At 69.3% G+C, this 23,877-nt stretch carries 18 protein-coding genes; 3 read left to right on the forward strand and 15 right to left on the reverse strand.

Annotated features, from left to right (window positions below; all coding sequences use genetic code 11):
- Positions 1–83: 83 nt before the first annotated feature.
- The gene (aceB, locus tag ACQ1RG_RS15385; protein WP_430600234.1) at positions 84–1,688 is read right to left on the reverse strand and encodes a malate synthase A; all 1,605 of its coding nucleotides are present in this window, start codon (positions 1,686–1,688) and stop codon (positions 84–86) included.
- A 320-nt stretch (positions 1,689–2,008) separates the two neighbouring features.
- Complete coding sequence (locus tag ACQ1RG_RS15390) at positions 2,009–2,824, reverse strand: DUF899 family protein (RefSeq protein WP_095376490.1); 816 nt, start codon at positions 2,822–2,824, stop codon at positions 2,009–2,011.
- Positions 2,825–3,301: 477 nt separating this feature from the next.
- Between ACQ1RG_RS15390 and ACQ1RG_RS15395 the strand changes: the two genes are divergently transcribed.
- A complete protein-coding gene (locus ACQ1RG_RS15395; protein WP_063249005.1) occupies positions 3,302–5,107 on the forward strand; it encodes an L-lactate permease in 1,806 nt (601 codons plus the stop codon).
- A gap of 285 nt (positions 5,108–5,392) precedes the next feature.
- Here ACQ1RG_RS15395 and ACQ1RG_RS15400 read toward each other — a convergent pair whose 3' ends face one another.
- Both ACQ1RG_RS15400 and dapA read right to left on the reverse strand, forming a co-directional pair.
- The gene (locus ACQ1RG_RS15400; protein ID WP_009378488.1) at positions 5,393–7,039 is read right to left on the reverse strand and encodes a ribonuclease J; all 1,647 of its coding nucleotides are present in this window, start codon (positions 7,037–7,039) and stop codon (positions 5,393–5,395) included.
- A 34-nt stretch (positions 7,040–7,073) separates the two neighbouring features.
- Entirely contained in the window at positions 7,074–7,997 is a 924-nt protein-coding gene (gene dapA, locus ACQ1RG_RS15405) for a 4-hydroxy-tetrahydrodipicolinate synthase (RefSeq protein WP_009378486.1), read from the reverse strand.
- Between the two features lie 128 nt (positions 7,998–8,125).
- On the opposite strand from dapA, the gene ACQ1RG_RS15410 reads away from it, so the two are divergent.
- Entirely contained in the window at positions 8,126–9,433 is a 1,308-nt protein-coding gene (locus ACQ1RG_RS15410; protein ID WP_063249006.1) for an ATP-binding protein, read from the forward strand.
- Between the two features lie 78 nt (positions 9,434–9,511).
- Here ACQ1RG_RS15410 and ACQ1RG_RS15415 read toward each other — a convergent pair whose 3' ends face one another.
- The 3 genes from ACQ1RG_RS15415 to ypfJ form a co-directional block, all read right to left on the reverse strand.
- Complete coding sequence (locus tag ACQ1RG_RS15415) at positions 9,512–10,144, reverse strand: TetR/AcrR family transcriptional regulator (protein ID WP_009378480.1); 633 nt, start codon at positions 10,142–10,144, stop codon at positions 9,512–9,514.
- On the reverse strand, positions 10,141–12,120 hold the full coding sequence (locus ACQ1RG_RS15420) for an FAD-dependent oxidoreductase (protein ID WP_063249007.1): 1,980 nt from the start codon (positions 12,118–12,120) through the stop codon (positions 10,141–10,143). Before ACQ1RG_RS15420 ends, ACQ1RG_RS15415 begins: the two co-directional genes overlap by 4 nt.
- A 161-nt stretch (positions 12,121–12,281) precedes the next feature.
- Positions 12,282–13,160 carry a KPN_02809 family neutral zinc metallopeptidase gene (gene ypfJ / locus ACQ1RG_RS15425; RefSeq protein ID WP_063249008.1) on the reverse strand — a complete coding sequence of 293 codons (879 nt, stop codon included), beginning with the start codon at positions 13,158–13,160 and terminating at the stop codon, positions 12,282–12,284.
- 56 nt (positions 13,161–13,216) lie between these two features.
- On the opposite strand from ypfJ, the gene ACQ1RG_RS15430 reads away from it, so the two are divergent.
- The gene (locus ACQ1RG_RS15430; protein ID WP_430600236.1) at positions 13,217–14,467 is read left to right on the forward strand and encodes a heparan-alpha-glucosaminide N-acetyltransferase domain-containing protein; all 1,251 of its coding nucleotides are present in this window, start codon (positions 13,217–13,219) and stop codon (positions 14,465–14,467) included.
- A 59-nt stretch (positions 14,468–14,526) separates the two neighbouring features.
- On the opposite strand, the gene ACQ1RG_RS15435 is transcribed toward ACQ1RG_RS15430, so the two are convergent.
- The 8 genes from ACQ1RG_RS15435 to ACQ1RG_RS15470 form a co-directional block, all read right to left on the reverse strand.
- Positions 14,527–14,976 carry a hypothetical protein gene (locus ACQ1RG_RS15435; protein WP_063249010.1) on the reverse strand — a complete coding sequence of 150 codons (450 nt, stop codon included), beginning with the start codon at positions 14,974–14,976 and terminating at the stop codon, positions 14,527–14,529.
- On the reverse strand, positions 14,976–15,716 hold the full coding sequence (gene dapB, locus ACQ1RG_RS15440; protein ID WP_063249011.1) for a 4-hydroxy-tetrahydrodipicolinate reductase: 741 nt from the start codon (positions 15,714–15,716) through the stop codon (positions 14,976–14,978). Before dapB ends, ACQ1RG_RS15435 begins: the two co-directional genes overlap by 1 nt.
- A 215-nt stretch (positions 15,717–15,931) precedes the next feature.
- Positions 15,932–16,474: a GNAT family N-acetyltransferase gene (locus ACQ1RG_RS15445; RefSeq protein ID WP_009378468.1), complete on the reverse strand. Its 543-nt coding sequence runs from the start codon at positions 16,472–16,474 to the stop codon at positions 15,932–15,934.
- A 238-nt stretch (positions 16,475–16,712) separates the two neighbouring features.
- Entirely contained in the window at positions 16,713–17,339 is a 627-nt protein-coding gene (locus tag ACQ1RG_RS15450) for a superoxide dismutase (RefSeq protein WP_009378466.1), read from the reverse strand.
- A 235-nt stretch (positions 17,340–17,574) separates the two neighbouring features.
- Complete coding sequence (locus ACQ1RG_RS15455; RefSeq protein ID WP_063249012.1) at positions 17,575–18,741, reverse strand: acyl-CoA dehydrogenase family protein; 1,167 nt, start codon at positions 18,739–18,741, stop codon at positions 17,575–17,577.
- 115 nt (positions 18,742–18,856) lie between these two features.
- Complete coding sequence (locus ACQ1RG_RS15460; RefSeq protein ID WP_063249013.1) at positions 18,857–20,485, reverse strand: thiamine pyrophosphate-binding protein; 1,629 nt, start codon at positions 20,483–20,485, stop codon at positions 18,857–18,859.
- Positions 20,482–22,641 carry an acetate--CoA ligase family protein gene (locus tag ACQ1RG_RS15465; protein WP_430600240.1) on the reverse strand — a complete coding sequence of 720 codons (2,160 nt, stop codon included), beginning with the start codon at positions 22,639–22,641 and terminating at the stop codon, positions 20,482–20,484. Before ACQ1RG_RS15465 ends, ACQ1RG_RS15460 begins: the two co-directional genes overlap by 4 nt.
- A gap of 7 nt (positions 22,642–22,648) precedes the next feature.
- Entirely contained in the window at positions 22,649–23,824 is a 1,176-nt protein-coding gene (locus ACQ1RG_RS15470; protein WP_101624759.1) for a Glu/Leu/Phe/Val dehydrogenase dimerization domain-containing protein, read from the reverse strand.
- Positions 23,825–23,877: the final 53 nt, after the last annotated feature.

Consider the following 23,877-nt stretch of genomic DNA (forward strand, 5'->3'; position numbering starts at 1 on the left):
CGCAGGCCTCAGGGCCTCAGGCCTCAGGGCCTCAGGGCCTCAGGCCTCAGGGCCTCAGGGCCTCAGGCCTCAGACCTCAGACCTCAGGCCATCTTCGCGTACGCGGGCAGGGTGAGGAAGTCGACGTAGTCGGGGGCGACGGCCACGGAGAGGAAGAGGTCGGTGGCGTCCTTCCAGTCGGATTCGTCACCGGGAAGCTTCGCGACCTCCTCGGCGACGAGCTTCTCGACGAGCTCCCGAGTGACCTTCTCACCGGTGTCGAGTTCGACGCCTGCGTCGAGCCACTGCCACACCTGGGAGCGGGAGATCTCGGCGGTCGCCGCATCCTCCATGAGCCCGTGGATCGCGACCGCACCGTTGCCCTCGAGCCACGCCCGCAGGTACTGGATGCCGACGCTGATGTTCGTCCGCAGCCCCGCCTCGGTGATGGCACCCGGGGTGGATTTGACGCCGAGGAGCTCGGCGGCGGTGACGGAGACATCCTCGCGCTTGTTGTCGATCTGGTTGGGCTTGTCGCCGAGGGTCTCGGTGAAGACCTCCTTGCACAGGGCGACCATGCCCGGGTGGGCGACCCACGAGCCGTCGAAGCCGTTGCCGGCCTCACGGGACTTGTCCTCGCGGACCTTGGCGAACGCCGCTTCGTTGGCCTCGGGGTCCTTGGCCGGGACGAACGCGCTCATGCCGCCGATCGCATGCGCCCCGCGCTTGTGGCACGTGCGCACGAGCAGCTCGGTGTAGGCACGCATAAAGGGCACCGTCATCGTCACGTCCGAACGGTCGGGCAGGAGGTAGTCGGAGCCGCGGGAGCGGAAGTTCTTGATGACGGAGAAGATGTAGTCCCAGCGGCCGGCGTTGAGGCCCGCGGAGTGCTCGCGGAGTTCGTAGAGGATCTCCTCCATCTCGAACGCCGCCGGATAGGTCTCGATGAGCACGGTCGCGCGGATCGTGCCGCGGGCGAGGCCGAAGGAGTCCTCAGCGTGCTCGAAGACCTGGTTCCACAGGCGCGCCTCGAGGTGGGACTCCATCTTCGCAAGGTAGAAGTACGGGCCCTTGCCCTTCTCGATCTGGAGCTGCCCGGCGGTGGCGAAGTAGAGCGCGAAGTCGACGAGCGACCCCGAGGTCTCCTCACCGTCGACGAGGATGTGCTTCTCCGGCATGTGCCACCCGCGGGGGCGGACGACGATCGTCGGCAGCTCCTCGTCGGGGGCGAGCGTGTACTCCTTGCCCTCGGGCGAGGTGAAGTCGATCTCGCGGGTGAGGGCGTCGAGGAGGTTGATCTGACCGCCGATGACCGAGTCCCACTGCGGGGTGTTCGCGTCCTCCTGGTCGGCCAGCCACACCTTCGCACCCGAGTTGAGCGCATTGATCGTCATCTTCTTGTACGTCGGGCCGGTGACCTCGACGCGACGGTCCTCGAGGCCGGGCGCAGGCGGGGCGACCTGCCAGGTCTCGTCCTCGCGGATCTCCTTGGTCTCGGGAAGGAAGTCGAGGTCGGCGCCGTTCGCGATCTCCTGCTGGCGCACCCGGCGGGCCTCGAGACGCTCGAGGCGGTCCCCGTTGAATTTCCGGTGCAGCTCGGCGATGAGCTCGAGCGCCTGCGGGGTGAGCACCTTCTCCGCCCCGTCGGGCAGCTCGCCCCTGATCTCCATCCCTGCGGGAACGTCGAGGTTCTCGATATGAGCAGTCATCGGTGGTTCTCCTTCTACAGCACCTCTGCGGTGCGTCGAGTATCGCTGGCAACGGGGTTTGACCGGCGAAACTTTCACATCGTGAAATTTATTGTTCACACACCGAAAAGACTATGACGTGATCCACGTCTCGTCAAACCTCTGCCGGAGCCGTGTCCGCACACCCCCTCGCCGAGGCGGGACCACCCCGAGAATGGCCCGTTCGTGGCGTCGGGGTCGGGGACCCCGGACGGGTGCCCAGCACCAGGGGCCGCGTGCCTGCGCCCCGCGAAGGGGACCGGGGGCGCCCGGTCTCAGCGTCGGGCGACGCGGCGCGGTTCTCAGTGACCGTGGCCGTCGCGTCCGAGCGAGGTCACCGGCGCCGCGCCGTGCCGCGTCCACTGGGGAACCGGGCGCGATGTCGGGCCCCATGTGGCCCGTCCCGCGTCGTCGGTGCGCCAGTACCATCCGACCGGCGACCCGCGTCCGCCGACGGGCGATCCCGCGTCGGGGACCTCAGGCCAGTCCTCGGGCACGTCCTCCCACCCCTCGCGCCGACCCAAGGGAGTCATGTCGAGGAGACCGAGGAACCCGGTCACCGGTTCGACACCCCGTCCGGTCGTCGAATACGTGAGGAACACCCGGTCGCCTCGGCGAACGAAGCTGAGCAGGGACCCCATGTCCCCACCGAGCGGTTCGTCGAGACCGCGGACGGAGAACCACGGCTGCTCGTATCCCATGAAGTGGACGTACGGGCGGACCTCGGACCACGCCCCGGAGGTGAGGACGGCGAAGGAGACGCCGCGGGCGTTGAGGTAGACGGAGTCCTGGAGGCTCCAGGCCACGGCGGTGCAGCCTTCGCACTGACCCTGATGGGGTGCGCCGTCGTACCACATGTGCTTGTAGACGATGAGTTCGTCGCGGCCGTCGAAGAGCTCGCGGAAGGCGACCGCGCCGTCCTCGCCATGGACCTCGGCGTCACCGTCGATCTCGACCATCGGCAGGGTGCGACGGGCGGCGGCGATGGCGTCCGCCTCGGCGGTGTGGGCCTTCTCCCGGTCGAGGAGCTGGGCGCGTTCGTTGCGCCACGTGTCGGCGTCGACGACCTCGGGCAGGCCGGGAATCGTCTCGTCTGACTCTCTGGGGATGAACGTCATGAGCTCCGACTCCTTCGTCAGCCGCGGGCAGCCGACTGCCAGCGGTGCGCTGTGTGCGAGCGAGCGGCCCACGCCCCTGGTGGAGGTCCCCAGCCGGAGTTCTCCGGGTGGAGCTCTCCTGCCGGAGGTCGTGTGACGCCCGACACTGACGACATTATCGGCCCTGGCGAGCCGACTCAAGACCCACAGGCGACCTTGGCGTCCGGACCAGGCCGGTTGGGAGGATGGGCTGGCGGCCAGGTTGACGGTCGGGCGGGCACAGCTGGGCCGCCTCGGCGGGGGTGGGGGCCGCCTCGCCGGGGGCGGCGGGCCACCTCGGCGGACCGATGACGCCACCCGACCGATCGACCTCACCCCGCCTCGGCGAGCGGACTGCACCCTTGACCAGGGACATCGGTCCGGGCAAAGATGACACCAGAGGCCGTGCCCACCGCGGCTCCCCTACCAGTGGCAGCGTCGCCACGGATCGGAACGACGATGGACAACCTTGCCGTAGCCGCCCTTCTCGCCCTCACTCCGATCCTGCTCGCGGGCGTCCTCCTCATCGGCTTCCGCTGGCCGGCGAAGTACGCGATGCCCGTCGGACTCATCGCCGCAGCCCTCGTCGCGAACTTCGCATGGCAGATCGAATGGGTGACGATCGCCGCCTCCGTCGTCCAGGGCCTGCTCGTGGCGATCGGACTGCTGTGGATCGTCTTCGGCGCACTCCTCCTGCTCGCGACGATCACCCGGTCCGGCGCCATCGAGACGATCCGCGCAGGCTTCGTCTCCATCTCCCCCGACCGGCGGGTCCAGGTCATCATCGTCGCGTGGCTCTTCGGGTCCTTCATCGAGGGCGCCGCCGGCTTCGGCACCCCGGCCGCCGTCGTCGCCCCGCTCCTGCTCGCCCTCGGGTTCCCCGCGATCGCCGCGGTCCTCGCCGGGCTCATCATCCAGTCGACGCCGGTGAGCTTCGGTGCCGTGGGCACCCCGATGATCGTCGGCATCGGCACCGGCCTGTCCCAGGAGGAAGGGTCCATGTCGCCCGACGTCGCCGCCCGCGCCGCCCAGCTCGGCCTCGACCAGTCGCAGTTCGTCGCCCACACCGCCGTCCAGGTCGCCCTCATCCACGCGGTGTGCGGCATCCTCATCCCGCTGCTGCTCGCGTGCCTGATGACCGGGTTCTTCGGGGAGCGGCGCCGGTTCGCCGATGGACTCGCCGTCGCCCCATTCGCGATCTACTCCGCGTTCGCGATGATCGTGCCCTACATCCTCGTCGCGATGTTCCTCGGTCCTGAGTTCCCCTCCCTGCTCGGCGGGCTCATCGGGTTGGCCATCGTCGTCACGACCTCCCGCATGGGATTCCTCATGCCGAAGACGGTCTGGGACTTCGCGCCCCGATCGATGTGGCCGGCCTTCTGGATGGGCACCGTCGACCCCGCCGACGAGGCCGCGCACCTGCAGAAGAAGATGTCACTGGCCCGAGCCTGGGCGCCCTACCTCATCGTCGTCGCCCTCCTCCTCATCACCCGCAACGTGCCCCCGATCAAGGAGTTCCTCAACGGTCCGGCCGTGATCAAGATCGAGGGGATCTTCGGAACCCCGATCAACCAGAACATGGATCTGCTCTGGTCGCCCGGCGCGATCTTCGTCCTCGCGTGCGGACTGACCTACCTCATCCACCGGATGACGAAGGAGCAGATCGGGTCGTCGTGGCGGATCGCCGGGGGCCAGATCGCCGGAGCCGCCGTCGCACTCCTGTGCTCCCTGCCGCTCGTGCGCGTGTTCATCAACTCCGGGTCGGACTACAACAACGCGGGCCTCGATTCGATGCCGGTCACCCTCGCCGAGGCGGCCGCCTCCACCGTCGGCGACGCCTGGCCCCTGCTCGCCCCCTTCATCGGGGCGCTCGGCGCATTCGTGGCGGGATCGAACACGGTCTCGAACATCATGTTCTCCCAGTTCCAGTTCTCCACCGGCGTCGCGATCGGCGCGGCCTCGCCGGAGACGGTGGTGGCCGCACAGGCCGTCGGCGGGGCGGCGGGAAACATGGTCGCCGTCCACAACGTCGTGGCCGCCTCGGCGACGGTCGGTCTCATCGGGCGCGAGGGCGAGCTCATCCGGCGCACGTCGATCCCCATGCTCGTCTACGCGCTCACTGCCGGTGCGCTCGCGTTCATCGGCATCAACGGCCTGGGCGCGAATTCGGGCACGGTGGTGCTCAGCGCGGTCGTCGTCGGCCTCATCGTCCTCGTCGTCCTCGCGCGGAAGTCGGCAGGAAAGCCGCTCGTCGCGAACGCCTGACGTGGTGGGCACTGGGCGCGAGCGGGCGCTCAGCCTGACGCCGGCGGGCGTCGGCCGCCCTCCCCCGCGACTTGAGGACCCGCAGTGTCGATTCGAGCGTCCAGAATCGACACTGGGCGTCCTCGACTCCGGGCAATCCGCCCGCCATGCCACCGCACACACGGCAAAAGCGCGGTGAACCGACACAGGCGCGGTGAAATCACCACGCGCGTGTCGGCTCACCGCGCTCAAGCAGCACCCAGCGGCCGCCGACAAGCGACCGGCCGCCGGCGACCGCGCAGATCCTCAGACGATGACGACCATGGGGACGATCATCGGCTTGCGCCGCAGCTTCGAGGACACCCAGCGCCCGACCGTGCGGCGCACGACCTGCTGGAGCTGGTACTGGTCCGTCGTCCCCGACTCGAGTGCCTCCTCGACGGCCTTGGTCACCTTGGGGATGATCGAGTCGAAGACGGAGTCGTTCTCGGCGACGCCGCGGGCATGGATCTCAGGGCCGGCGATGAGCGTCTTCGTCTGCGAGTTCACGGCGAGGAAGATCGTCACGAAGCCCTCACCGGCGAGCACGAGACGGTCCTTGAGATCCGCCTCGGTGATCTCACCGACGGACGAACCGTCGACGAAGACGTAGTTGCAGTCGACGGCACCGACCACCTCGGCGTGGCCGTCCTTGAGGTCGACGACCCAACCGTCGTCGGCGAGGACGATGTTGTCGGGATCGACCCCGGTCGCCTCGGCGTGGCGGGCGTTGGCGAGCAGGTGTCGCCACTCGCCGTGGACGGGCATGACGCCGCGGGGCTTGACGATGTTGTAGCAGTAGAGGAGCTCGCCGCCGGACGCGTGACCGGAGACGTGGACCTTCGCATCGGCCTTCGAGATCACCTTCGCGCCGAGCTTCATGAGGCCGTTGATGACCTTGAACACCGAGTTCTCGTTGCCGGGGATGAGCGAGGAGGCGAGGATGACGGTGTCGCCGTCGCCGACCTCGATGCGGTGGTTGCGGTTGGCCATGCGGGAGAGCGCTGCCATCGGCTCGCCCTGGGACCCGGTGCACATGAGCACGACCTGGTCGTCGGGCAGGTCGTCGACGTCCTTGATGTCGATGAGCACGCCCTTGGGCACGTCGAGGTAGCCGAGGTCGGCGGCGATCTTCATGTTGCGCACCATCGACCGGCCGACGAGGGCGACCTTGCGTCCGTGCGCGCTCGCGGCGTTGAGCACCTGCTGCACGCGGTGGACGTGCGAGGAGAACGAGGCGACGATGATGCGGCGCTCGGCGTGGCCGAAGAGGTTCTCGAGCACCGGGCCGATGTCCTTCTCGAGCGCGGTGAAGCCGGGGACCTCGGCGTTCGTCGAGTCCGTCATGAACAGGTCGACGCCCTCCTCGCCGAGGCGGGCGAAGGCGCGCAGGTCCGTGATCCGGCCGTCGAGCGGGAGCTGGTCCATCTTGAAGTCACCGGTGTGGAGGATGTTGCCGGCACCGGTGCGGATGAAGACGGCGAGCGCGTCGGGGATCGAGTGGTTGACGGCGACGAACTCGAGGTCGAAGGGCCCGAGCTGGTCGGTGTCACCGGCCGCGACGACGCGGGTGATCGGCTTGATCCGGTGCTCCTTGAGCTTCGCCTCGATGAGCGCGATCGTCAGCTTCGAGCCGAGGATCGGGATGTCGGGCTTGCGCTTGAGGAGGTAGGGCACGGCTCCGATGTGGTCCTCGTGGCCGTGGGTGAGGACGAGGCCGACGATGTCGTCGAGGCGGTCGTCGAGGTAGGAGAAGTCGGGGAGGATGAGGTCGACGCCGGGCTGCTCCTCCTCGGGGAAGAGGACGCCGGCGTCGACGATGAGGATCTTGCCGTGGTATTCGAACACGGTCATGTTGCGCCCGACCTCGCCGAGGCCGCCGAGGGCGACGATGCGGACCGCTTCCGGGTCCATCTTCGGCGGTGGACCGAGCTCTTGGGTCAATGCGTTATTCACTGAGGTAACCACTCCTGGTCAGTTGGGCGGTGACGAACGCCGTCTGCTCCTCATCTGCTGGGAGCAGCGGCATCCGGGTACCGCGGTTGGTCAGTATTCCCTGGGCCTGCAATGCGGCCTTCGCCGAGATCACTCCCGGCATGTGGTTCATGAGGGCGTCGACGACGCCGGCGGTCTCGTAGCTCAGCCGCCTCGCTGTGTCGAGGTCGTTGTCGTAGACGGCCTGGACCATCGCCGCGAAGCGGTCGGAGCACACGTGTCCGGCGACGGAGACGAGTCCGAGGGCGCCGATGGCCAGTAGCGGAAGGTTGAGGGCGTCCTCCCCCGAGTAGTAGACGAGGGACGATTCGGCCATCACCGTCTGCGAGGCGAAGAGGTCGCCCTTGGCGTCCTTGACCGCGAGGATGTTCGGGTGGTCGGCGAGTCCGAGGAGCGTCTCCGTCGTGATCGGCACCCCGGAGCGACCGGGGATGTCGTAGAGCATGACGGGCAGGTCCGTGGAGTCCGCCGCCGCCCGCATGTGCGCGGCGATCGCCGGCTGCGTCGGCTTCGAGTAGTAAGGGGTGACGACGAGGAGGCCGTCCGCGCCGGCGGCTGCCGAGCGCTCACTGAGGTCAACCGTGTGCGCGGTGACATTGTTCCCGGTGCCGGCGATGAGCTTCGCGCGGGTGCCCACGGCACCGCGGACGACGCGGAGGAGTTCGATCTTCTCGTCGTCGGTCGTCGTCGGGGACTCCCCCGTGGTGCCGGAGACGACGAGCATGTCGTTGCCGAGGTTCACGAGGTGGTCGGCGACCTTCTCCACGCCCGCCCAGTCGATGGTCCCGTCGTCGTTGAACGGAGTCACCATTGCCGTGCCGACGGTGCCGAACGCTTCGATCGCGGCGGTCGCCGCACTGTCCCCGAGAATCGCCATGGAACCAGGATACCGCCGCCGCCCTCACCTGCGGGGAACCGGTCCAGGCGCGCCGAGGTGGTCGGCTGAGACGCAGATCACATAGGCTGTGCTCACGCCCCGTGACGACTGCACCGAAGGAGAGTTCGATGAGCCGCACACGCATCCGCGATTTCCACGACGACGACCTCGACGGGATCGTCCGCCTCTGGGAGGCGGCGCAGGCCTCCCCCGCCGCCCCCGTCTATTCGCTGCCCGAGGTCATCGCGTCGTGCCAGAACGACCATGCCGTCGTCGCCGTCCGCGGTGAGGAGATCGTCGGTGCCGCCGTCGGCCGGGCCGCGCACGCCCAGGGGTGGATCGTCTTCTTCCATGTCCTCGCCGAGGTGGCCGATGAGTCCGGACAGGGTGAGCACGCCGAGGCGGGGCTGCTTGACGCCCTCGAACGCCATTTCATGCCGCTGGGGCTGGGGAAGCTCTCGATCCTCGTGCCTGAGGAGTCCCCGGCGTTCGCGGGGCTCGAGTCCAACGGCTTCCAGGTCCGCTCGCAGCTGCGCTATCTCGAACGGCAGATGCCGGTGCAGCGGCGCGAGCTCGATCTGCTCCGCAGCGTCGGCGGCCGCATCCTCCCCCGCCATCTGTGGGATGCGGTGAGCGGAATGCAGGAGGAGAAGGACATGCTCGAGGATCGTCTCGTCGTGCCCCTGTCCGAACCCGACCTCGCCGATCACTTCGGTGTCGTCCCACCACGGGCGGTCATGCTCTTCGGTCCTCCCGGCACCGGGAAGACGACGTTTGCGAAGGCGGTGGCCTCCCGTCTCGACTGGCCGTTCGTCGAGCTCTTCCCCTCCCGCCTGTCCGGGGAGCCCGGTGGGGTGGCCGCGGGTCTGCGGACCTCGTTCGAGCAGATCGGCGAGCTCGAGCATGCGGTCGTCTTCATCGACGAGGTCGAGGAGATCGCCTCGAAGCGCGGCGGCGAACCGCCGTCGCCGACCCAGGGGGTGACGAACGAGCTCCTCAAACAGGTCGCGGAGTTCCGGGACCGGGAGGGCCGGCTGCTCATCTGTGCGACGAACTTCGTCCGGGCCCTCGACGCCGCATTCCTCCGGCATGGCCGCTTCGACTACGTCATCCCCATCGGCCTGCCCGACGAGACCGCCCGGCACGCCATCTGGTCCCGCTACATCCCCGACCACGTCATCGGCGACATCGACGTCGACGCACTCGTCGATGCCAGCAGCGGGCTCACCCCGGCCGACATCGAGTACGCGGCCAGACGGGCCTCGCAGGAGGCCTTGGCCGCCTCGCTCGGCAAGGACCGGGTGCCCATCGACGCCCGCACGGACGTGCTCACGACGGAGAACTACCTCGACGCGCTGCGGGCGACCAGGGCGACCGTGTCCGAGGAGACGGCCCGGGAGTTCCGCGACGACGTCCAGACCATCGCCAGGCTCTGACAGCGGGGCTCGGCCAGTGCCGGACTGAGGCCCGGGGCGAGCCGCGTCAGTGCAGCGCTGATGCCAGGGTGAGCCGCGTCACCGGTGAGCCGCCGCTGCGGCGTCGACGCCGAGGAGCGACGCGGCCGTCGCTTCGAGCGACGTGCTCATCCGGTCGGGTCGCAAGTCGGTCCGTCCCGCCGCGACGGCGAGATCGAAACCGTCGATCTGCGCGATGAGGGTGTCGACGATGAGGTCGATGCCGATGCGCGGGGTGAAGGAGCCCTCGGCGATTCCCCCTGCGATGAGATCACGGAGGTGGGTCCGCCACCCGGCGAACACCTCGGCGACGGAATCCTTGAGAACGGGACTGCGGCGGGATGCGGCGACGAGTTCGACCCAGACGATCGCCCGCTGCTCGTGGGACCCGACGGTCGGGACGGCGGCGAAGGTCGACCGGAGCCGCTGCCATGCGGTCCCCGATCCGCCGGAGAGGTCCGCGATCGCCGCGATGACGGCTCGGCTGTGGGCGGAGAACGCCTCGACGAGGAGGTCGTCGCGGGAGGCGAAGTAGTACTGGACCGTGCCGACGGAGACTCCGGCACCGGCGGCGACGTCCTTCATCCGCACGTTCTCGGGTCCGCGCCGGACGATCTCGTCGATCGTCGCCTCGAGGATCGCCGAGCGTCTCGCGGCAACCTCGGCGGGGTCGAGCTGAGGTCGCGGGCTCACGCTCCGACCGCCTCGGTGCGGGAGAGGTTTGTCGCGGCGACGAGCCCTTCGTAGACGGCCTCTTCGACGGTGCGCGGGGCCAGGGCATCGCCGATGACCGTGACGTCCGCTCCCCTGAAGTCGAGGTCCGGGGTGGACGAACGGGGCGCGGCGGAGACGAGGGTCGCCGTCACCCCCGCGACCTCGTGGACGATCTCGCACAGCGTCGACTGGAGGTAGCCCGTGTCCTCGTCGATGCCGACCAGGCGCGCGTCGGCCAGGAACTCGACCCCGGCCCGCATCGCCTGCGAGACGAGCAAGGTGCGCGTGTACTGCTGGATCGCTGCTCCCGCGAAGTTCGCGGCGGTGGCGAGCGTGACGGGCCGGCCCGCCTCGGCGAGGCGCAGCGCGATTCCCAACCCGATCCAGTCGCCCTTCCAGTCGGCGACGAGGATGCGCCCGGTCGGCAGGGTCGGCTCCTCGGTGAGGTAGGTGCGGGCCCCGATGACGAGGGCGTCGTCGGCGATCTCGAGAGCGGGCATCCGCTCGACGGCGCCGGTGGCGACGATGACATGATCGGGGGCGAGATCGTCGAGGACGTCCTGGGTCACCGGCGTCGACGTGCGCAGCTCGGCTCCGGCGCGGGCCGCCTCGGCGGTCAGGTTCGTCGCGGCCCCACCGAACTCCGCCCGGTACGGCAGGGTCTGGGCGAGCAGGACGGCCCCGCCGAGGTGGGGCTTCGCTTCACAGACGACGACGTCGTGTCCTGCTTCGGCGGCGACGGCGGCTGCCTTGAGACCGCCCGGTCCCCCGCCGATGACGAGGACGCGCTCGGCCCGGCGCACGCGCGGGCGGGGCAGGAAGGTGAGCTCGCGGCCGGTCTCAGGGTGCTGGATGCACGAGATGGGCACGCCCATCTGGAAGTGGCCGATGCAGGCCTGGTTGCAGCCGATGCACGCGCGGATCTCGTCGACGGCGTCGCGCGCGGACTTCTCTGCGATGTCCGGGTCGCAGATCATCGCCCGGGTCATGATCGCCATATCGGTGCGGCCTTCGGCGATCGCCGCTTCGGCCTCGTGCGGCTGGTTGATCCGGCCGGCGACCATGACCGGCCTGTCGGTGACCTTCTTCACCTGTGCGGACAGGGTCGTCGCGTATCCCGGGTCGATCTGCATCGAGGGGACGATGTGGACGGCGCCCTGGAGGGTCGAGGAGTCCCCGGCGGTCACGGAGTAGTAGTCGAGACAGTCGAGGGCATCGAGGTGGCCGATGAGGTCGAGGATCTCGTCGGCGACGAGGCCGTCCTCGGTCTTCTCCTCCCCGGAGATCCGCAGGCCGACGACGACATCGTCGCCGACTGCGGCGCGGACGCCCTCGACGACCTCGGTGAGGAAGCGGCGTCGGTTCTCCGGGGTTCCGCCGTAGTCGTCGGTGCGGGTGTTGATGCGCGGGTTGAAGAACTGGATGGGCAGGTAGCCGTGGCTGGCGACGATCTCGACGCCGTCGATGCCGCTCGAGGCGATCCGCGCCGCGGAGTCCGCGTACCCGGCGATGATGTCCTTGACCGTGGCGGTGCTCAGGGCTTCGGGGACGACTCTGAACCGCTCCTCCGGGACGTCGCTCGGAGCGACGGCACGGGGTGCCATGCCCTGGTCGCCGTCCATGACCTCGCGGCCGGGGTGGAAGAGCTGGGCGAAGATCGTCGCGCCGTGGCGGTGGACGGCCTCGGCGACGGCGCGATAGCCGGGGATCGCGGAGTCATCGGTGGCCATGAGGACGTGGTTGGTGTAGCGGGCGGTCTCGTGGACGCCGGAGACCTGGAGGACGATGAGTCCGCAGCCTCCCTGTGCCCGGGCCTCGTGGTAGGCGACGAGGTCGGGGCCGATCTGCCCATGGTCGGCGAGGACCGTGTCATGACCGGATGAGACGATGCGGTTTCGGATGGTCCGAGGACCCAGGGTGATCGGCTCGAAGAGGTGCGGAAAGAGGTGAGACATGGATCGTCCTTGATGCATGCGGGTGCTGACCCGTAATTCATATCACGGTATGGATAACCGCGGAAGAGGTGTCTCGTCTCTGTGTGCCGCGCGGCCAGGGCGGGCTCGCCGCGCGGTCAGGGCGGGCTCGCCGCACGGTCAGGGTCTGCTTCGGGAAACGGTCAGAGCTGGCTGCCGGGTACGGCGAACGCGTCGCAGCTGCCGAGGCCCTCGTTGTAGCCGCTGGTGAACCAGCGCTGACGCTGCTCGCTCGTGCCGTGCGTGAAGCTTTCGGGGTTGACGAAGCCCGACTGCTGTTGGATGTAGTCGTCGCCGACGACGAATGCCGCGTTGAGGGCGTCGTCGAGCTGCTTCTGCGTCGGCGGCTCGAGGTACGGAGTGCCGTTGTCGTCGGTGAGCGTGGTGACGTCGCCGAGCCACGCTCCGGCGTAGCAGTCGGCCTGAAGCTCCGTGCGCACACCGTTGCTCTCCGGTCCGGTGCCGTTGTTCGGGTACTTCTCCATCGTGCCGGTGATGTTCTGGATGTGGTGGCCCCACTCGTGCCCGACGATGTAGAGCTGCGCGAGGTCGTCGGCGGAGGCGCCGAACTGCTGGCGCATGACGTCGAAGAACGACGGGTCGATGTAGACCCCGCGCTCGGGTGGGCAGTAGAAGGGGCCGACCGCGTTCGAGGCTGTGCCGCACTGGGTGGGTGTCTGACCGTCGACGATCGTCAGGCGCGGCGGGGTGTACCCTTCGACATTCTGCGCCCAGTAGTCGTCGAGGACGACCTGTGCGCCGGCCATCCGGCAGTCGGTCGAGCGGTTGGCGTCCTCGCCGGTGTCGCACTGGAGCATCGCCGCTTCGTTCGAGGTTCCCTGCTGCTCGCCGCTGTCGAGCATCGTGCTGCCCATGAGCCCTGTGAGGTCGACGCCGAGGAGGGGACCGATGAGGAAGACGAGGAGGCCGACCACACCGACACCGCCTCCGGCGATCGCCGTATTCCGGCCGCGGCGGCTCGTCCGGTTGGTGCTGATGTCAGCGTTCGGGTTGAAGGTCATGGCAATAAGATACCCAACGTGCCCTGATATCTGGGCAACCATGTGAGAATCGTTCCATGAGCACTCAACCGGCGACCACCTCGGCGGGGATCCTCGCCCGCCTGAGCCCCCACGGTCGCCTCGTCGGCCTCGATGCCGCCCGCGGACTCGCGCTGCTGACGATGATGATCACGCACATCTTCCCCCTCACCGATGAGGCGATGCCGACGTGGGCGACGGTCTTCTCCGGTCGGGCCTCGGCGCTCTTCGCGGTGCTCGCGGGGTGTTCGCTGGTGCTCTCGACGCGGAGCACGCTGGCTGCGACCGGGCGTCTGCGCGACGTCGCGCCGGGTGTGCTCGTCCGAGCGGCCTCGATCATCGTCATCGGCCTGTTCCTCGGTGCGATCACGACGAACCTCGCCGTCATCCTCGTCAACTACGGGGTGATGTTCGGCATCGCCCTCCTCTTCCTCCGCCTGCGGGCCTGGGCGCTGTTCACGCTCGCCGGCGTATGGATGGTGGTCAGCCCGATCGTCTCGATGTGGCTGCGAAGCAGCTTCGGCCTGGAGCCCTCATACCTGCCGATGTCGTGGGCCGACCTCGGATCCCTGGAGAACGCGGCACTCGAACTCGTCCTCACCGGGTACTATCCGATCCTCCAATGGATGGCGTACATCCTCCTCGGCATGGCGGTGGCGAAGATCGACATCGGCAAGCACCTCACTGCGCTGTTCGTCGCAGGAGTCGCGCTCTTCCTCATCGGCCGCGGAGCGTCGTGGCTGCTCCTCAACGTCGCCGGCGGCCTGCAGGAGCTCGAAGCCGTCGCCGCGGCCAGCGGCGCCGACCTGACAGCGGCGCTGTACGTCAACAGCTACGGCGTCACCCCGCCGGACTCATGGTGGTGGCTGGCGATCGCGGGACCGCATTCGGCCACGCCGTTCGACCTCATCTCCACCGCCGGCACTTCGCTTGCGGCGATCGCCGTCTGCCAGGCCGCCGCGATTCTGCTGGGTAGGCGGTCATGGCTCCTCGCTCCCCTCAGCGCACCGGGGTCGATGCCGCTGACGGTCTACGCCGCTCACGTCATCCTCGTCGAGATCACGCACCCGTACTTCCAGCCCGCGCCGATGGTCGAGTCGGGCGACCCCGTCAAGCTGACGACGGAGTACGCCATCCATGCGGTGAGCTTCATCGTCTTCGCGATCGTGTGGAAGCTCTTCGTCAGCCCGCGCGGACCGCTCGAAGGGGTGATCGCCTCGCTCGTCAAAGCGGTCAGTCCGAAACGACCGGAGCGAGAGGAGTCCCGCGAGGGGTCCGGCGGAGTCTGAGCCGCGAGGCCTGAGCCCTCGGAAACCTCCGTGCAGACGTCAGTCCCGACGCGCAGGCTTCAGGCCCGGCCAGTCCGCTCCATCGTGATCGCCTTGCGCATCGTCGACCGGGCTCGCCTGCGGTCGCCGCTCGCGTCGTAGGCACACGAGAGACGGAACCATGAACGCCAGTCCTCGGGTGCGGCCTCGGCCTCCGACTGGTACTGGGCGAAGGCTTCGTCGGCGGCCTCCTGGACGATCCGGCCGCCCGGTGTGCGGGGCAGGTCGTCGACGGGCAGGCCGCCCTCGGCTTCGAGGATCCGGGCGAGCTTCTCCATGCGCGCGCCGAAGAGGAGCTCCATGATGAGCGCCCAGGCACCGACGACGGGCAGGACGAAGAGCGCCACCCCCATGAGCTTGGGGACGAGGTCGGGTTCGCGGATGAGGATCCACGCCCGCTGTCCCATGATGACGAAGTAGAACGCCAGGAGGACGGAGACGACGATCGCTCCGATCTTCGCCTTCGACATCAGAGGTCGAGCATGTTCTCGAGGCCGTGGATGATGCCGGTGCGGTCCCCGATCGCGCGGACCGCGGTGATGATCCCCGGCATGAACGCCGAGGTGGAGAACGAGTCCGTGCGGATCGTCAGGGCCTCCCCTGCCGCACCGAAGTGGATCTCCTCGGAGGCGGTCATGCCGAGCTGGCGGATGGCGTGGACGTGGATGCCGTCGATGACCGCTCCGCGCGCACCGTCAGGATCGGAGTCGGTGGCGTCGGGAACGGCTGGCAGGTCGGCGGCCTTCCTGGCAGCGGCGATCCGCTGGGCGGTGTGCACGGCCGTGCCGGAGGGGGCGTCGAGCTTGCGGGGATGGTGGATCTCGACGACCTCGGCGGAATCGAAGTAGGGGGCGGCCACCTCGGCGAAGCGCATCGCCAGCACCGCGCCGATCGAGAAGTTCGGGGCGATGAGCACGGCGGTGTCAGGGTGGTCGGCGAGGAGGTCGCGGAGGCGGTCGAGCCGGTCCGCGTCCCAACCGGTGGTGCCGACGACGGTGTCGATGTCGTGCTCGACGAGGAAGCGGACGTTGTCCTCGGTCGCCTTGGGCACGGTGAGCTCGACGGCGACGTCGACATCGAGGTCGGTGAGCGTTTCGAGCGAGTCGGAGCTGCCGAGCGCGGCGACGAGGTCGAGCCCGTCGGCGTCCTTGACTGCCTCGACGGCCTGCGCACCCATGCGCCCGTGTGCTCCGATGACGGCGACCTTCATGTGCGCTCACTCCCTCTGAGAACCTGCTGTGTCCGGACGCATTCGTCCGCAGGACAGTCTAGCGACTCGGGTTCGGTGCCGTTGTCAGCGATCGAGCCGCGCTCAGCCACCTTCCGGGCACTCGGCAACCTCACGCTGGGTTGCTGAGCGCCCCGGAGGGTTGCTCGGATGGCGGGGTCGACACGAGCAGCACACTCAGCAACCGCGACGTTGCGTCACTGCCGAACCGGGAGGCGGCGACCCGGTGACCGCGGATCGCCGGAGAGGCGGGCGCACACCTCAGTGTCGAAGCGGACGCCGTCATAGAGCAGCTTCTCGCGTTCCCGGCCTTCGACGAGGAACCCGGCAGCCCGTGCGACAGCGGCCGACGCGGGATTGTTCACCCGGTAGCCGAGTTCGAGGCGGTAGACGTCGAGCTCGTCATGGGCGACATCGACGAGGGTGCGCAACGCCGACGATGCAAGCCCGCGACCGCGCGCCGAGGCGGTGAGCCAGTACGAGATCCACGCCGTCGAATGCCGCTGTTCGATGCATGAGGCCATGACATTGCCGAAAAGGTCGCCGTCGGCTTCGACGATTGCGAGCGCCCACCCGGTACCGTCGGCTTTCGCAGCGAGCACGCGGTCGAGCCATTCGCGGGCCCCGGAGATTCCGCGGTCGTCGGGGATATTCGATCGCAGCTCAGCGTCGGCGTTCGCGTAGATGTCGACGAGCGCCTCGGCGTCGTCCGTCGACCACGATCTCACGTGCACGGTCATGGTCTCACCCTAGCGGTGTCGACTCCAGCCACCCTCCGGGCACTCGGCAACCTCACGCTGGGTTGTTGAACGCCCCGGAGGGTTGCTCGAATGTGTGCGGGCAGACCGCGATGGTGCCGCTGGTGCTCCGCAGACACGACGACGGCTCGGACTCCGCCATGGAGTCCGAGCCGTCGCGCGAGCGTGATCGCCACCCACCTCATACCCGGTCGGGGCGAGCGCTCAGATCAGAAGGGCCTCAGCCGAGGAGCAGACCCTTGGTCTGGTTGACCGCGCGGTCGAAGCGGGCACCGGCGTCCTCCCAGTTGACGATGTTCCACCAGGCCTTGACGTAGTCCGGCTTGACGTTCTGGTAGTCGAGGTAGAACGCGTGCTCCCACATGTCGAGCTGGAGGATCGGGGTTCCGCCCTGCTGGATGTCCGACTGCTGGTCGTGGAGCTGTTCGACGAAGAGGTTGCCGCCGAGCTGATCGTAGACGAGCACGGCCCAACCCGAGCCCTGGATCGTCGTCGCAGCGGTCGTGAAGACCTCGCGGAACTTGTCGAACGAGCCGAACTGGTCGTCGATCGCGGCAGCGAGCTCGCCGACGGGCTTGTCGCCGCCGTCCGGGGACATGTTCTGCCAGAAGATCGAGTGGTTGACGTGACCGCCGAGGTTGAACGAGAGGTCACGGATGAGCTTGGGCAGGTTCGCGAGGTTGCCGGATTCGCGCGCCTCGGCGATCTGCTCGACCGCGGTGTTCGCGCCCTTGACGTAGGTCGCGTGGTGCTTGTCGTGATGCAGCTCCATGATGCGAGCCGAGATGTGCGGCTCGAGAGCGGAGTAGTCGTAGGGCAGTTCCGGAAGCGTGTACTGCTCAGCCATGTGATTCCTCCTGAAGAGAATTGATGCCCGCCTGGTCCGGCGGCTTCATTTTCGACCCTATATCAGGGCCTCATCTCGAACAACACACCCATCGACCGCGCTATTCCGGTTCTCACGAGAAATGATCGTCGCGCGTCGAGTCGTCGCTCGACGCCTTCTGCCCCGCTCGTGCGCGGGCACAACCCCACCTGTGCCGGATCTCGGCCCCCACCCGTGTGAGGCCCGCTGCCGCGCCTCACACGAGGTTGCGGGAGATGAGCACGCGCATGATGTCGCTCGTGCCCTCCTCGATCTCCTCGAGCTTGGCATCGCGCATCCACTGCTCGACCGGGTGCTCGCGCGAGTAGCCCCAGCCCCCGAGCGTCTGGACCGCCGCCCACGTGCAGAACATCGCCGTCTCCGAGGCGTTGAGCTTCGCCATCGCCGCCGAGGCGGTCACCCGCTGACGCGGCACCGCGGACCCAGCGTCGATCATCCGCGCCGCATTGAGCACCTGCAGCCACGCCGCGTCGATGCGGGCGGACATATCCGCGAGCCGGAACGCCACCGCCTGATGGTCGATGATCGCCTTGCCGAACTGGGTGCGCTCCCGCGCATAGTCACGCGCGTACTCGTACGCGGCCCGCGCGGTCCCGAGTGCCGCCGCCCCGAGGACGACGCGGGAGATGTCGAAGGTGCGCATGAGCCCGTAGAAGCCCTCTCCCTCCCCGCCGAGGCGGTTGGCCTCGGGAACGAAGGCGTCGGAGAGGAAGATCTCCCGGCAGACGATAGCCCGCTGCCCCATCTTCTTCATGGGCGCCCCGAACTCCATGCCCGGGGTGTCCTTCTCGAGCAGGAACGCGGTGACGCCGCGGGAGCGCTGGGCGGGGTCGGTCTTGGCGAAGACGACGTAGAAGTCGGCGAGGCCGGCATTGGAGATCCATGCCTTCTGCCCGTTGAGGACATAGCCGCCGTCGGCACGGTCGGCGCGGGTGATGATCGACGCCGAGTCCGACCCCGACCCCGGTTCCGTCGTCGCCAGTGCTGTGAATTTCGGGTCGTCGCCGGTCAGCGGCCGCAGCCACGCCTCCTTCTGCTCGGGTGTGCCGAGCGCGAGGATCGGGTCGGCGAAGAAGCCGTTCGAGCATACGAAGTTCCCGATGCCAGGGTCCCCGAAGCACAGCTGCTCCTGGACGAGGCACTGGGTGAAGACGTCGGTGAATCCGCCGCCTCCGTACTCCTCGGGGATCATGAAGTCGGTGATCCCGACCTTCGCAGCAGCCCGGAAGATGCCGACCGGGGACTCGGTGTCGGCCTCGTCGACGGCGCGGGCAGCGGGTCGGATCTCCTCGGCGGCGAAGGACCGGCAGAGGTCGATGACGTCGCGCTGCTCGTCGCTGAGCGGCCAGGGGGTGTAGCTCATGGTTCTCCTTCGTCTCGCCCGGTCGGCGGGCGGTCGATCGTGGGGTCGGGGTCGGCCGGGGTGGGTCGCCTTGGGTCAGGGTCGGTCGTTGCGGGTCAGGGTCAGCCGGTACGGGTCAGGGTCCGAGCATGTCCGCGGCGGCGCGGGAGTCCTCGAACAGGTGGATGAGGGTGGGACCGGGACGCTCGACCGCCTCGGCGAGGGCGGCGGCGAGCTCCTCGGCACTCTCGACGTGGACGCCGTGGGCACCCATCGCCGTCGCGAGCGCCGGGAAGTCGGGGGCGGTGAGGACGACGCCGGACGGGACGTCGCCCCTGTCGGCCATCTCATTGCGGATCTCCCCATAGCCGCCGTTGTCGACGATGACGAGGGTGAGCGAAACCTGCGCCTGGACTGCGGCGGAGAGCTCGGCGATCGTGAACATCGACCCGCCGTCGCCTTCGACGGCGATGACACGCGACTCGGGGGCTGCGATCTTCGCCCCGATCCCCGCGGGCAGCCCGTAGCCGAGGGTGCCGGCACCGGCGGGATAGAGGAAACGGTCGCCGTGTCTGGCCCGCCACCCGGTCTGCACGCCGTAGTAGCAGGCCATCGTCGAATCCGCGGCGATGACCACGGGCGACTCCGAGAGCGCGGTGAATGCGTTGAGCCCCTCGCACAGCGGCGCCCAGGGCGCGCCCTCACGGGCGGCGGCGATCGCCTCGTCCCTGAGTCCGACCCGCCACGACCGTGCTGCGTCCGTCGACCCCGCCTCGCGCACCCTTCCCGCCTGGGCCGTCAGTGCGGCGGTCGCCTCCTTGGCATCGGCGACGATCGGGTGGGTGACGACGGCGTTCCTCAGCATCTGCATCTCGTCGATGTCGATGCGCACGACGGTGCCGGGCAGGGGCAGTGGCTGGGGCCAGAAGTCGCTCGGCGCGAGTTCGGTGCCGATCGCGACGACGGCGTCGGCCTGCCCGAGGATCTCCGGCAGCTCCGGGAGGAACCCGATCGCCCCGAGCACGACCGGATGGTCATCGGCGACGGCGCCCTTCGCGTTCGACGAGAGGACGATCCCCGCCCCGAGCGCCTCGGCGAGGTCGATGACCTCCTCCCCCGCCCCGTGGGCCCCGGCCCCGACGATGAGGAGAGGATGCTGGGAGTCGGCGAGCGCCTCGGCGGCGGACTCGATCGCGGACACGCTCACCTGCGGCAGCGGACGGGTCACGGACGGGTGGAGGACGCCGGGGCCGCTCGCCTCGATGAGGTCGAGGGGGATCTCGATGAACGCCGGCCGCGGCCGTCCCGAGCGCATCACGGTGAGCGCCTGACCGACGGCGAGGGAGACCTCGGGCACGCTCGTCACCCGGTGGCTGTCACCGAGGATCGCCTCGATCGCGAGCGCCTGGTTGCGCACCTCGTGGAGGAGTCCGGTGCCGCGGCCGGGGTGGGTCAGCGGCATGCCGGGGCCGATGAGGAGGACGGGGACGGAGTCGGTGAACGACTGGAGCAGCGCGGTGAGCGCGTTGAGCACGGCTGGGCCCGTGGTGGTGACGACGACCGCGATGTCGCCGGTGGTCCGGGCCGCACCGTCGGCCATGTACCCCGCCCCCTGCTCGTGGCGCGGGGAGACGATGTCGATGCCCTCGGCGCTCAGCTGCGCAAAGACCTCGAGGTTGTGGGTGCCGGGGATGCCGAAGACGCGGGTGACGCCCTCGGCCGCCAGTGCCTTGGCCAGGTGGCCGCCGCCGGTGAGTTCGGTCATGCTCGCATCTCCTCTGAAACGTCGTTCGTGCGGTGGACGGGAGCCGCCGCCGTGGAGGCGGCGTCCTCGCTGCCCGCCTCGGCGTCCTCTCCGGTCGCCTCGGCGTCCTCTCCGGTCGCCTCGGCGTCGTCTCCGGTCGCGGTGAGGACGAGGGCATCGACGGCGATGGCGCCGGATTCGGCGACGCGGACGGGGTTGATCTCGACCTCGGCGATCTCGTTGTTCGCGGCGATGAGCCGGGAGACGGAGACGACGACGTCGACGAGGCTCTCGACGTCGGCCGCCGGCCGGCCCCGCCAGCCCTGGAGCAGGCGGTAGCACGTGAGCTGGGTGAGCATGTCGTGGGCCTCCGCGCGCGAGACCGGGGCGAGCTCGAGCCGGGTGTCGTTGTAGAGCTCGGTCTCCGTGCCGCCGGCCCCGACCATGACGATCGGCCCGAAGTTCTCGTCCTGCCGCCCGCCGACGAGGATCTCGACGACGTGATTGCGTCCGTCCATCTCCTCGACGATGTACTCGCCGGCGCCGAGGCGGGAGACCATGTCCTTGTGCGCTGCCTCGAGTGCGGCGAGATCCCGCAGGCCCAGGGCGATGCCCCCGACCTCGGTCTTGTGCGCAGGCCACCCCGCCTTGAGGACGAACGGCGGGGTGAGCTCGGCGGCACCGACCGCCTCGGCGAGGTCATCACCCTCGGCCACGGTCACGGCACGGGGCACCTCAACACCTGCGGAGATGATCGTCTCGCGCGCCGCCGAGTACCCGCGGCCCCACGGGGTGACGGTGCCCGAGAGCTCGAACGCCTCGGCGATCCGCCCCGCATGGGAGGAGTAGAAGGCGGCGCGGGAGAGCACCCGCATCGTCGTGTCGATCGACCGGTAGCAGGGCACGGCGCGGGCCCACATGTCGGCCACGGCCTGGGAGTCCGCACTCATCGAATGGACGAGCAGCGGCTTGCGGTGCTCCATCGCCGCCCGGCCGAGCTCCTCGACCTCGGCCAGCTCCGCCTCGAGGAGCTCGGGGGTGTTCTCCCCGTAGCACCCGAAGTAGCCGCTGAGGACGACGGCGTCGACGCGCTCGTCGGCGAGGAGTTCGCGCACGACGCGGACGTAGATGCCGAGGTCCGACTCTCCTGCCCCGTCGAGGTCGACGGGGTTCTCGACGTGCCCGGCCTCGGGTAGGAGCGCCTCGACGCGGGCGCGCACGGGCTCGGCTACGGGGTCGACGGTGAGCCCGTGAAGTTCGGCGATGTCCGCGGCGATCGCCCCTTGACCGCCGGAGTCGGAGACGATGCCGACCCGACGCCCGCCGGGCAGCCACGACGAGGCGAAGAAGCCGGCGAGTTCGACGATCTCCGAGGGCGAAGCGAGGCGGATCGCGCCGGCCTTCCGGCACGCGGCGTCGACGGCATCGATCGCCGAGGTGAGCGAGCCCGTGTGCGAGCGCGCGAGTCGCTGTCCCGCATTCGACGCCCCGGTGGTGAGGATCATCGTCGGCTTCCCTGCCGCCCGCAGGCGCTGCATCGCCGCCACGAGGGCCGTGCCTCCGGTGAAGGATTCGAGGTAGAGCGCGACCTGGCTCGTGTCCGGATCGTCGACGAGGGAATCGAGGATCTCTGCGGCGCGGACGTCTGACTGTCCGCCGATCGAGGCGAAACGGGAGATGCCGAGTCCGCTGCGCGCCGAGAGCGTGGCGATCTCCGAACCGAGCTGTCCGCTCTGGGTGACCACGGCGAGCGATCCCGGGGTGAAGTGCCCCCACGCGAGGAGGAGCTCGTTGGCGGAGTCGACGAGCCCGAGCGACCCGGGTCCGATGAGACGGGCGCCGGCCGCGGTGATCGCCTCGGCGAGCTCCTCCGCCTGCGGAACCCGGGTCGAGATGATGAGGAAGGCGCGCACGCCGAGGTCGAGCGCCTCGGTGACGACGCCCGCCACGGCGGTGCCGGGGATGGAGACGACGAGGAGTTCGGGCACTTCGGGCAGGTCGCGCAGTCGTGCCCACGTCCGCTCCCCCTGGATCGAGGTTGCGCGCGCATTGACGAGGAAGACCCGGCGTCGTTCCGCTCCGGTCAGCGCTCCGGCGGCGAGCCAGAACCCCCACTTCGCGGGGTCGTTCGAGGCCCCGAGGACGGCGACGCTGCGCGGATCGAAGAACACGTCCACGTCGGACCTACCTCCCGCCCGCTGAAGCTGTGACAGCCTCGAGCTCGACGAGGTTCGCGTCGACCTTCCGCTGCGCGGCGGCGCGCGGGCTGATGCCCTCGTCCTTCGCCGTGGAGAGGGCCTCGCTCGTCAGCGCCCCGAGGGTGTCGGTGATGATCTCCCGGCTCTGCTCCCAGCTGCCGTCGATGTCGCCGAATGCGACCCACCACCACCACGCGTTGGTCGCGGAGTTCGCGAGGAAGTCGGGAACGACGACCACACCGCGCGCGGCGAGCAGCTCCTCCGCCTCGGGCAGGACGGGCATGTTCGCGGCTTCGACGATGTACTTCGCTGTGATCCGTCCCGCGTTCTCCGGGGTGATCGCATAGCTCACGGCGGCAGGGATGAGGATGTCGGCGTCGGCGGCGAGCCAGTCGTCGCGGTCGCCGACCTGGTCGCCGGGGCGCAGGGCGTCTCGGGAGACCCCGCCGAAGGGGTCCCGGGTCGCGAGCAGGGTCTCGACGTCGAGGCCCTCGGGGTTGGAGACGAAGCCGTCGGCATCGGCGATGCCGACGACCCGGACCCCCGCCTCGGCGAGGAAGCGGGCGGTGGCCCCGCCCATCGACCCGAACCCCTGGATGACCGCGGTCGCCCCCTCCGGGGAGCGTCCGTCGGCCGCAAGTGCGGTGAGCGCCGCGGTGGCGACGCCGAGCCCGCCGACGAGCTCGTCCTGGGGCATGCCGTCGACGACGGTGTCGAATGCGGCGAGCGAGCGCCTGGCGGAGTCCTCGGGATCGTCCATGAGCTTCTCGACGGCGGCGAGTCCGCTGCCGAGGGCCCGGCGCTCGAGGATCTCGTCGATGTCGTCCTGGCGCACCCCGAGGTCCTCACCGAGCGCCCAGTACGCCCGCATGATCGGGTTGACGGCGACGAGGAAGCGCTCGAGGACGTCCGTGGCACCCTCGGCGCGCGGGTCGAAGTCGATGCCGCCCTTCGCGCCCCCAAGCGGGACGTAGCGTCGGCCGGGCACGAGGTGGATCGCCTCCTTGCGGGTCATCCCTTCGGCGAGACCGCGGACCTCCTCGAGGGTGCAGCCCTCCCGCATCCGCAGCCCGCCGGACGCGCTTCCCCGCACGAGCGTGTCGATGACGACGAATCCGTGGGTGCCGGTGACGGGATCCTGCCAGGTGATGTCCAAGAACATGGGGCCTCCGAGTCTTTAACTGAACCGCGGTTCAGTAACGTCTGAGACCCAGT

Source organism: Brevibacterium sp. K72 (assembly GCF_050562175.1).
GTDB classification, from domain to species: Bacteria; Actinomycetota; Actinomycetes; order Actinomycetales; family Brevibacteriaceae; genus Brevibacterium; species Brevibacterium casei.

Excerpts from the sequence above, each read along its gene's own strand:
- aceB (WP_430600234.1), bottom strand. The coding sequence starts at position 1,688 with ATGACTGCTCATATCGAGAACCTCGACGTTCCCGCAGGGATGGAGATC.
- ACQ1RG_RS15390 (WP_095376490.1), bottom strand. The coding sequence starts at position 2,824 with ATGACGTTCATCCCCAGAGAGTCAGACGAGACGATTCCCGGCCTGCCC.
- ACQ1RG_RS15395 (WP_063249005.1), top strand. The coding sequence starts at position 3,302 with ATGGACAACCTTGCCGTAGCCGCCCTTCTCGCCCTCACTCCGATCCTG.
- ACQ1RG_RS15400 (WP_009378488.1), bottom strand. The coding sequence starts at position 7,039 with ATGGACCCGGAAGCGGTCCGCATCGTCGCCCTCGGCGGCCTCGGCGAG.
- dapA (WP_009378486.1), bottom strand. The coding sequence starts at position 7,997 with ATGGCGATTCTCGGGGACAGTGCGGCGACCGCCGCGATCGAAGCGTTC.
- ACQ1RG_RS15410 (WP_063249006.1), top strand. The coding sequence starts at position 8,126 with ATGAGCCGCACACGCATCCGCGATTTCCACGACGACGACCTCGACGGG.
- ACQ1RG_RS15420 (WP_063249007.1), bottom strand. The coding sequence starts at position 12,120 with ATGTCTCACCTCTTTCCGCACCTCTTCGAGCCGATCACCCTGGGTCCT.
- ypfJ (WP_063249008.1), bottom strand. The coding sequence starts at position 13,160 with ATGACCTTCAACCCGAACGCTGACATCAGCACCAACCGGACGAGCCGC.
- ACQ1RG_RS15430 (WP_430600236.1), top strand. The coding sequence starts at position 13,217 with ATGAGCACTCAACCGGCGACCACCTCGGCGGGGATCCTCGCCCGCCTG.
- ACQ1RG_RS15435 (WP_063249010.1), bottom strand. The coding sequence starts at position 14,976 with ATGTCGAAGGCGAAGATCGGAGCGATCGTCGTCTCCGTCCTCCTGGCG.
- dapB (WP_063249011.1), bottom strand. The coding sequence starts at position 15,716 with ATGAAGGTCGCCGTCATCGGAGCACACGGGCGCATGGGTGCGCAGGCC.
- ACQ1RG_RS15445 (WP_009378468.1), bottom strand. The coding sequence starts at position 16,474 with ATGACCGTGCACGTGAGATCGTGGTCGACGGACGACGCCGAGGCGCTC.
- ACQ1RG_RS15450 (WP_009378466.1), bottom strand. The coding sequence starts at position 17,339 with ATGGCTGAGCAGTACACGCTTCCGGAACTGCCCTACGACTACTCCGCT.
- ACQ1RG_RS15455 (WP_063249012.1), bottom strand. The coding sequence starts at position 18,741 with ATGAGCTACACCCCCTGGCCGCTCAGCGACGAGCAGCGCGACGTCATC.
- ACQ1RG_RS15460 (WP_063249013.1), bottom strand. The coding sequence starts at position 20,485 with ATGACCGAACTCACCGGCGGCGGCCACCTGGCCAAGGCACTGGCGGCC.
- ACQ1RG_RS15470 (WP_101624759.1), bottom strand. The coding sequence starts at position 23,824 with ATGTTCTTGGACATCACCTGGCAGGATCCCGTCACCGGCACCCACGGA.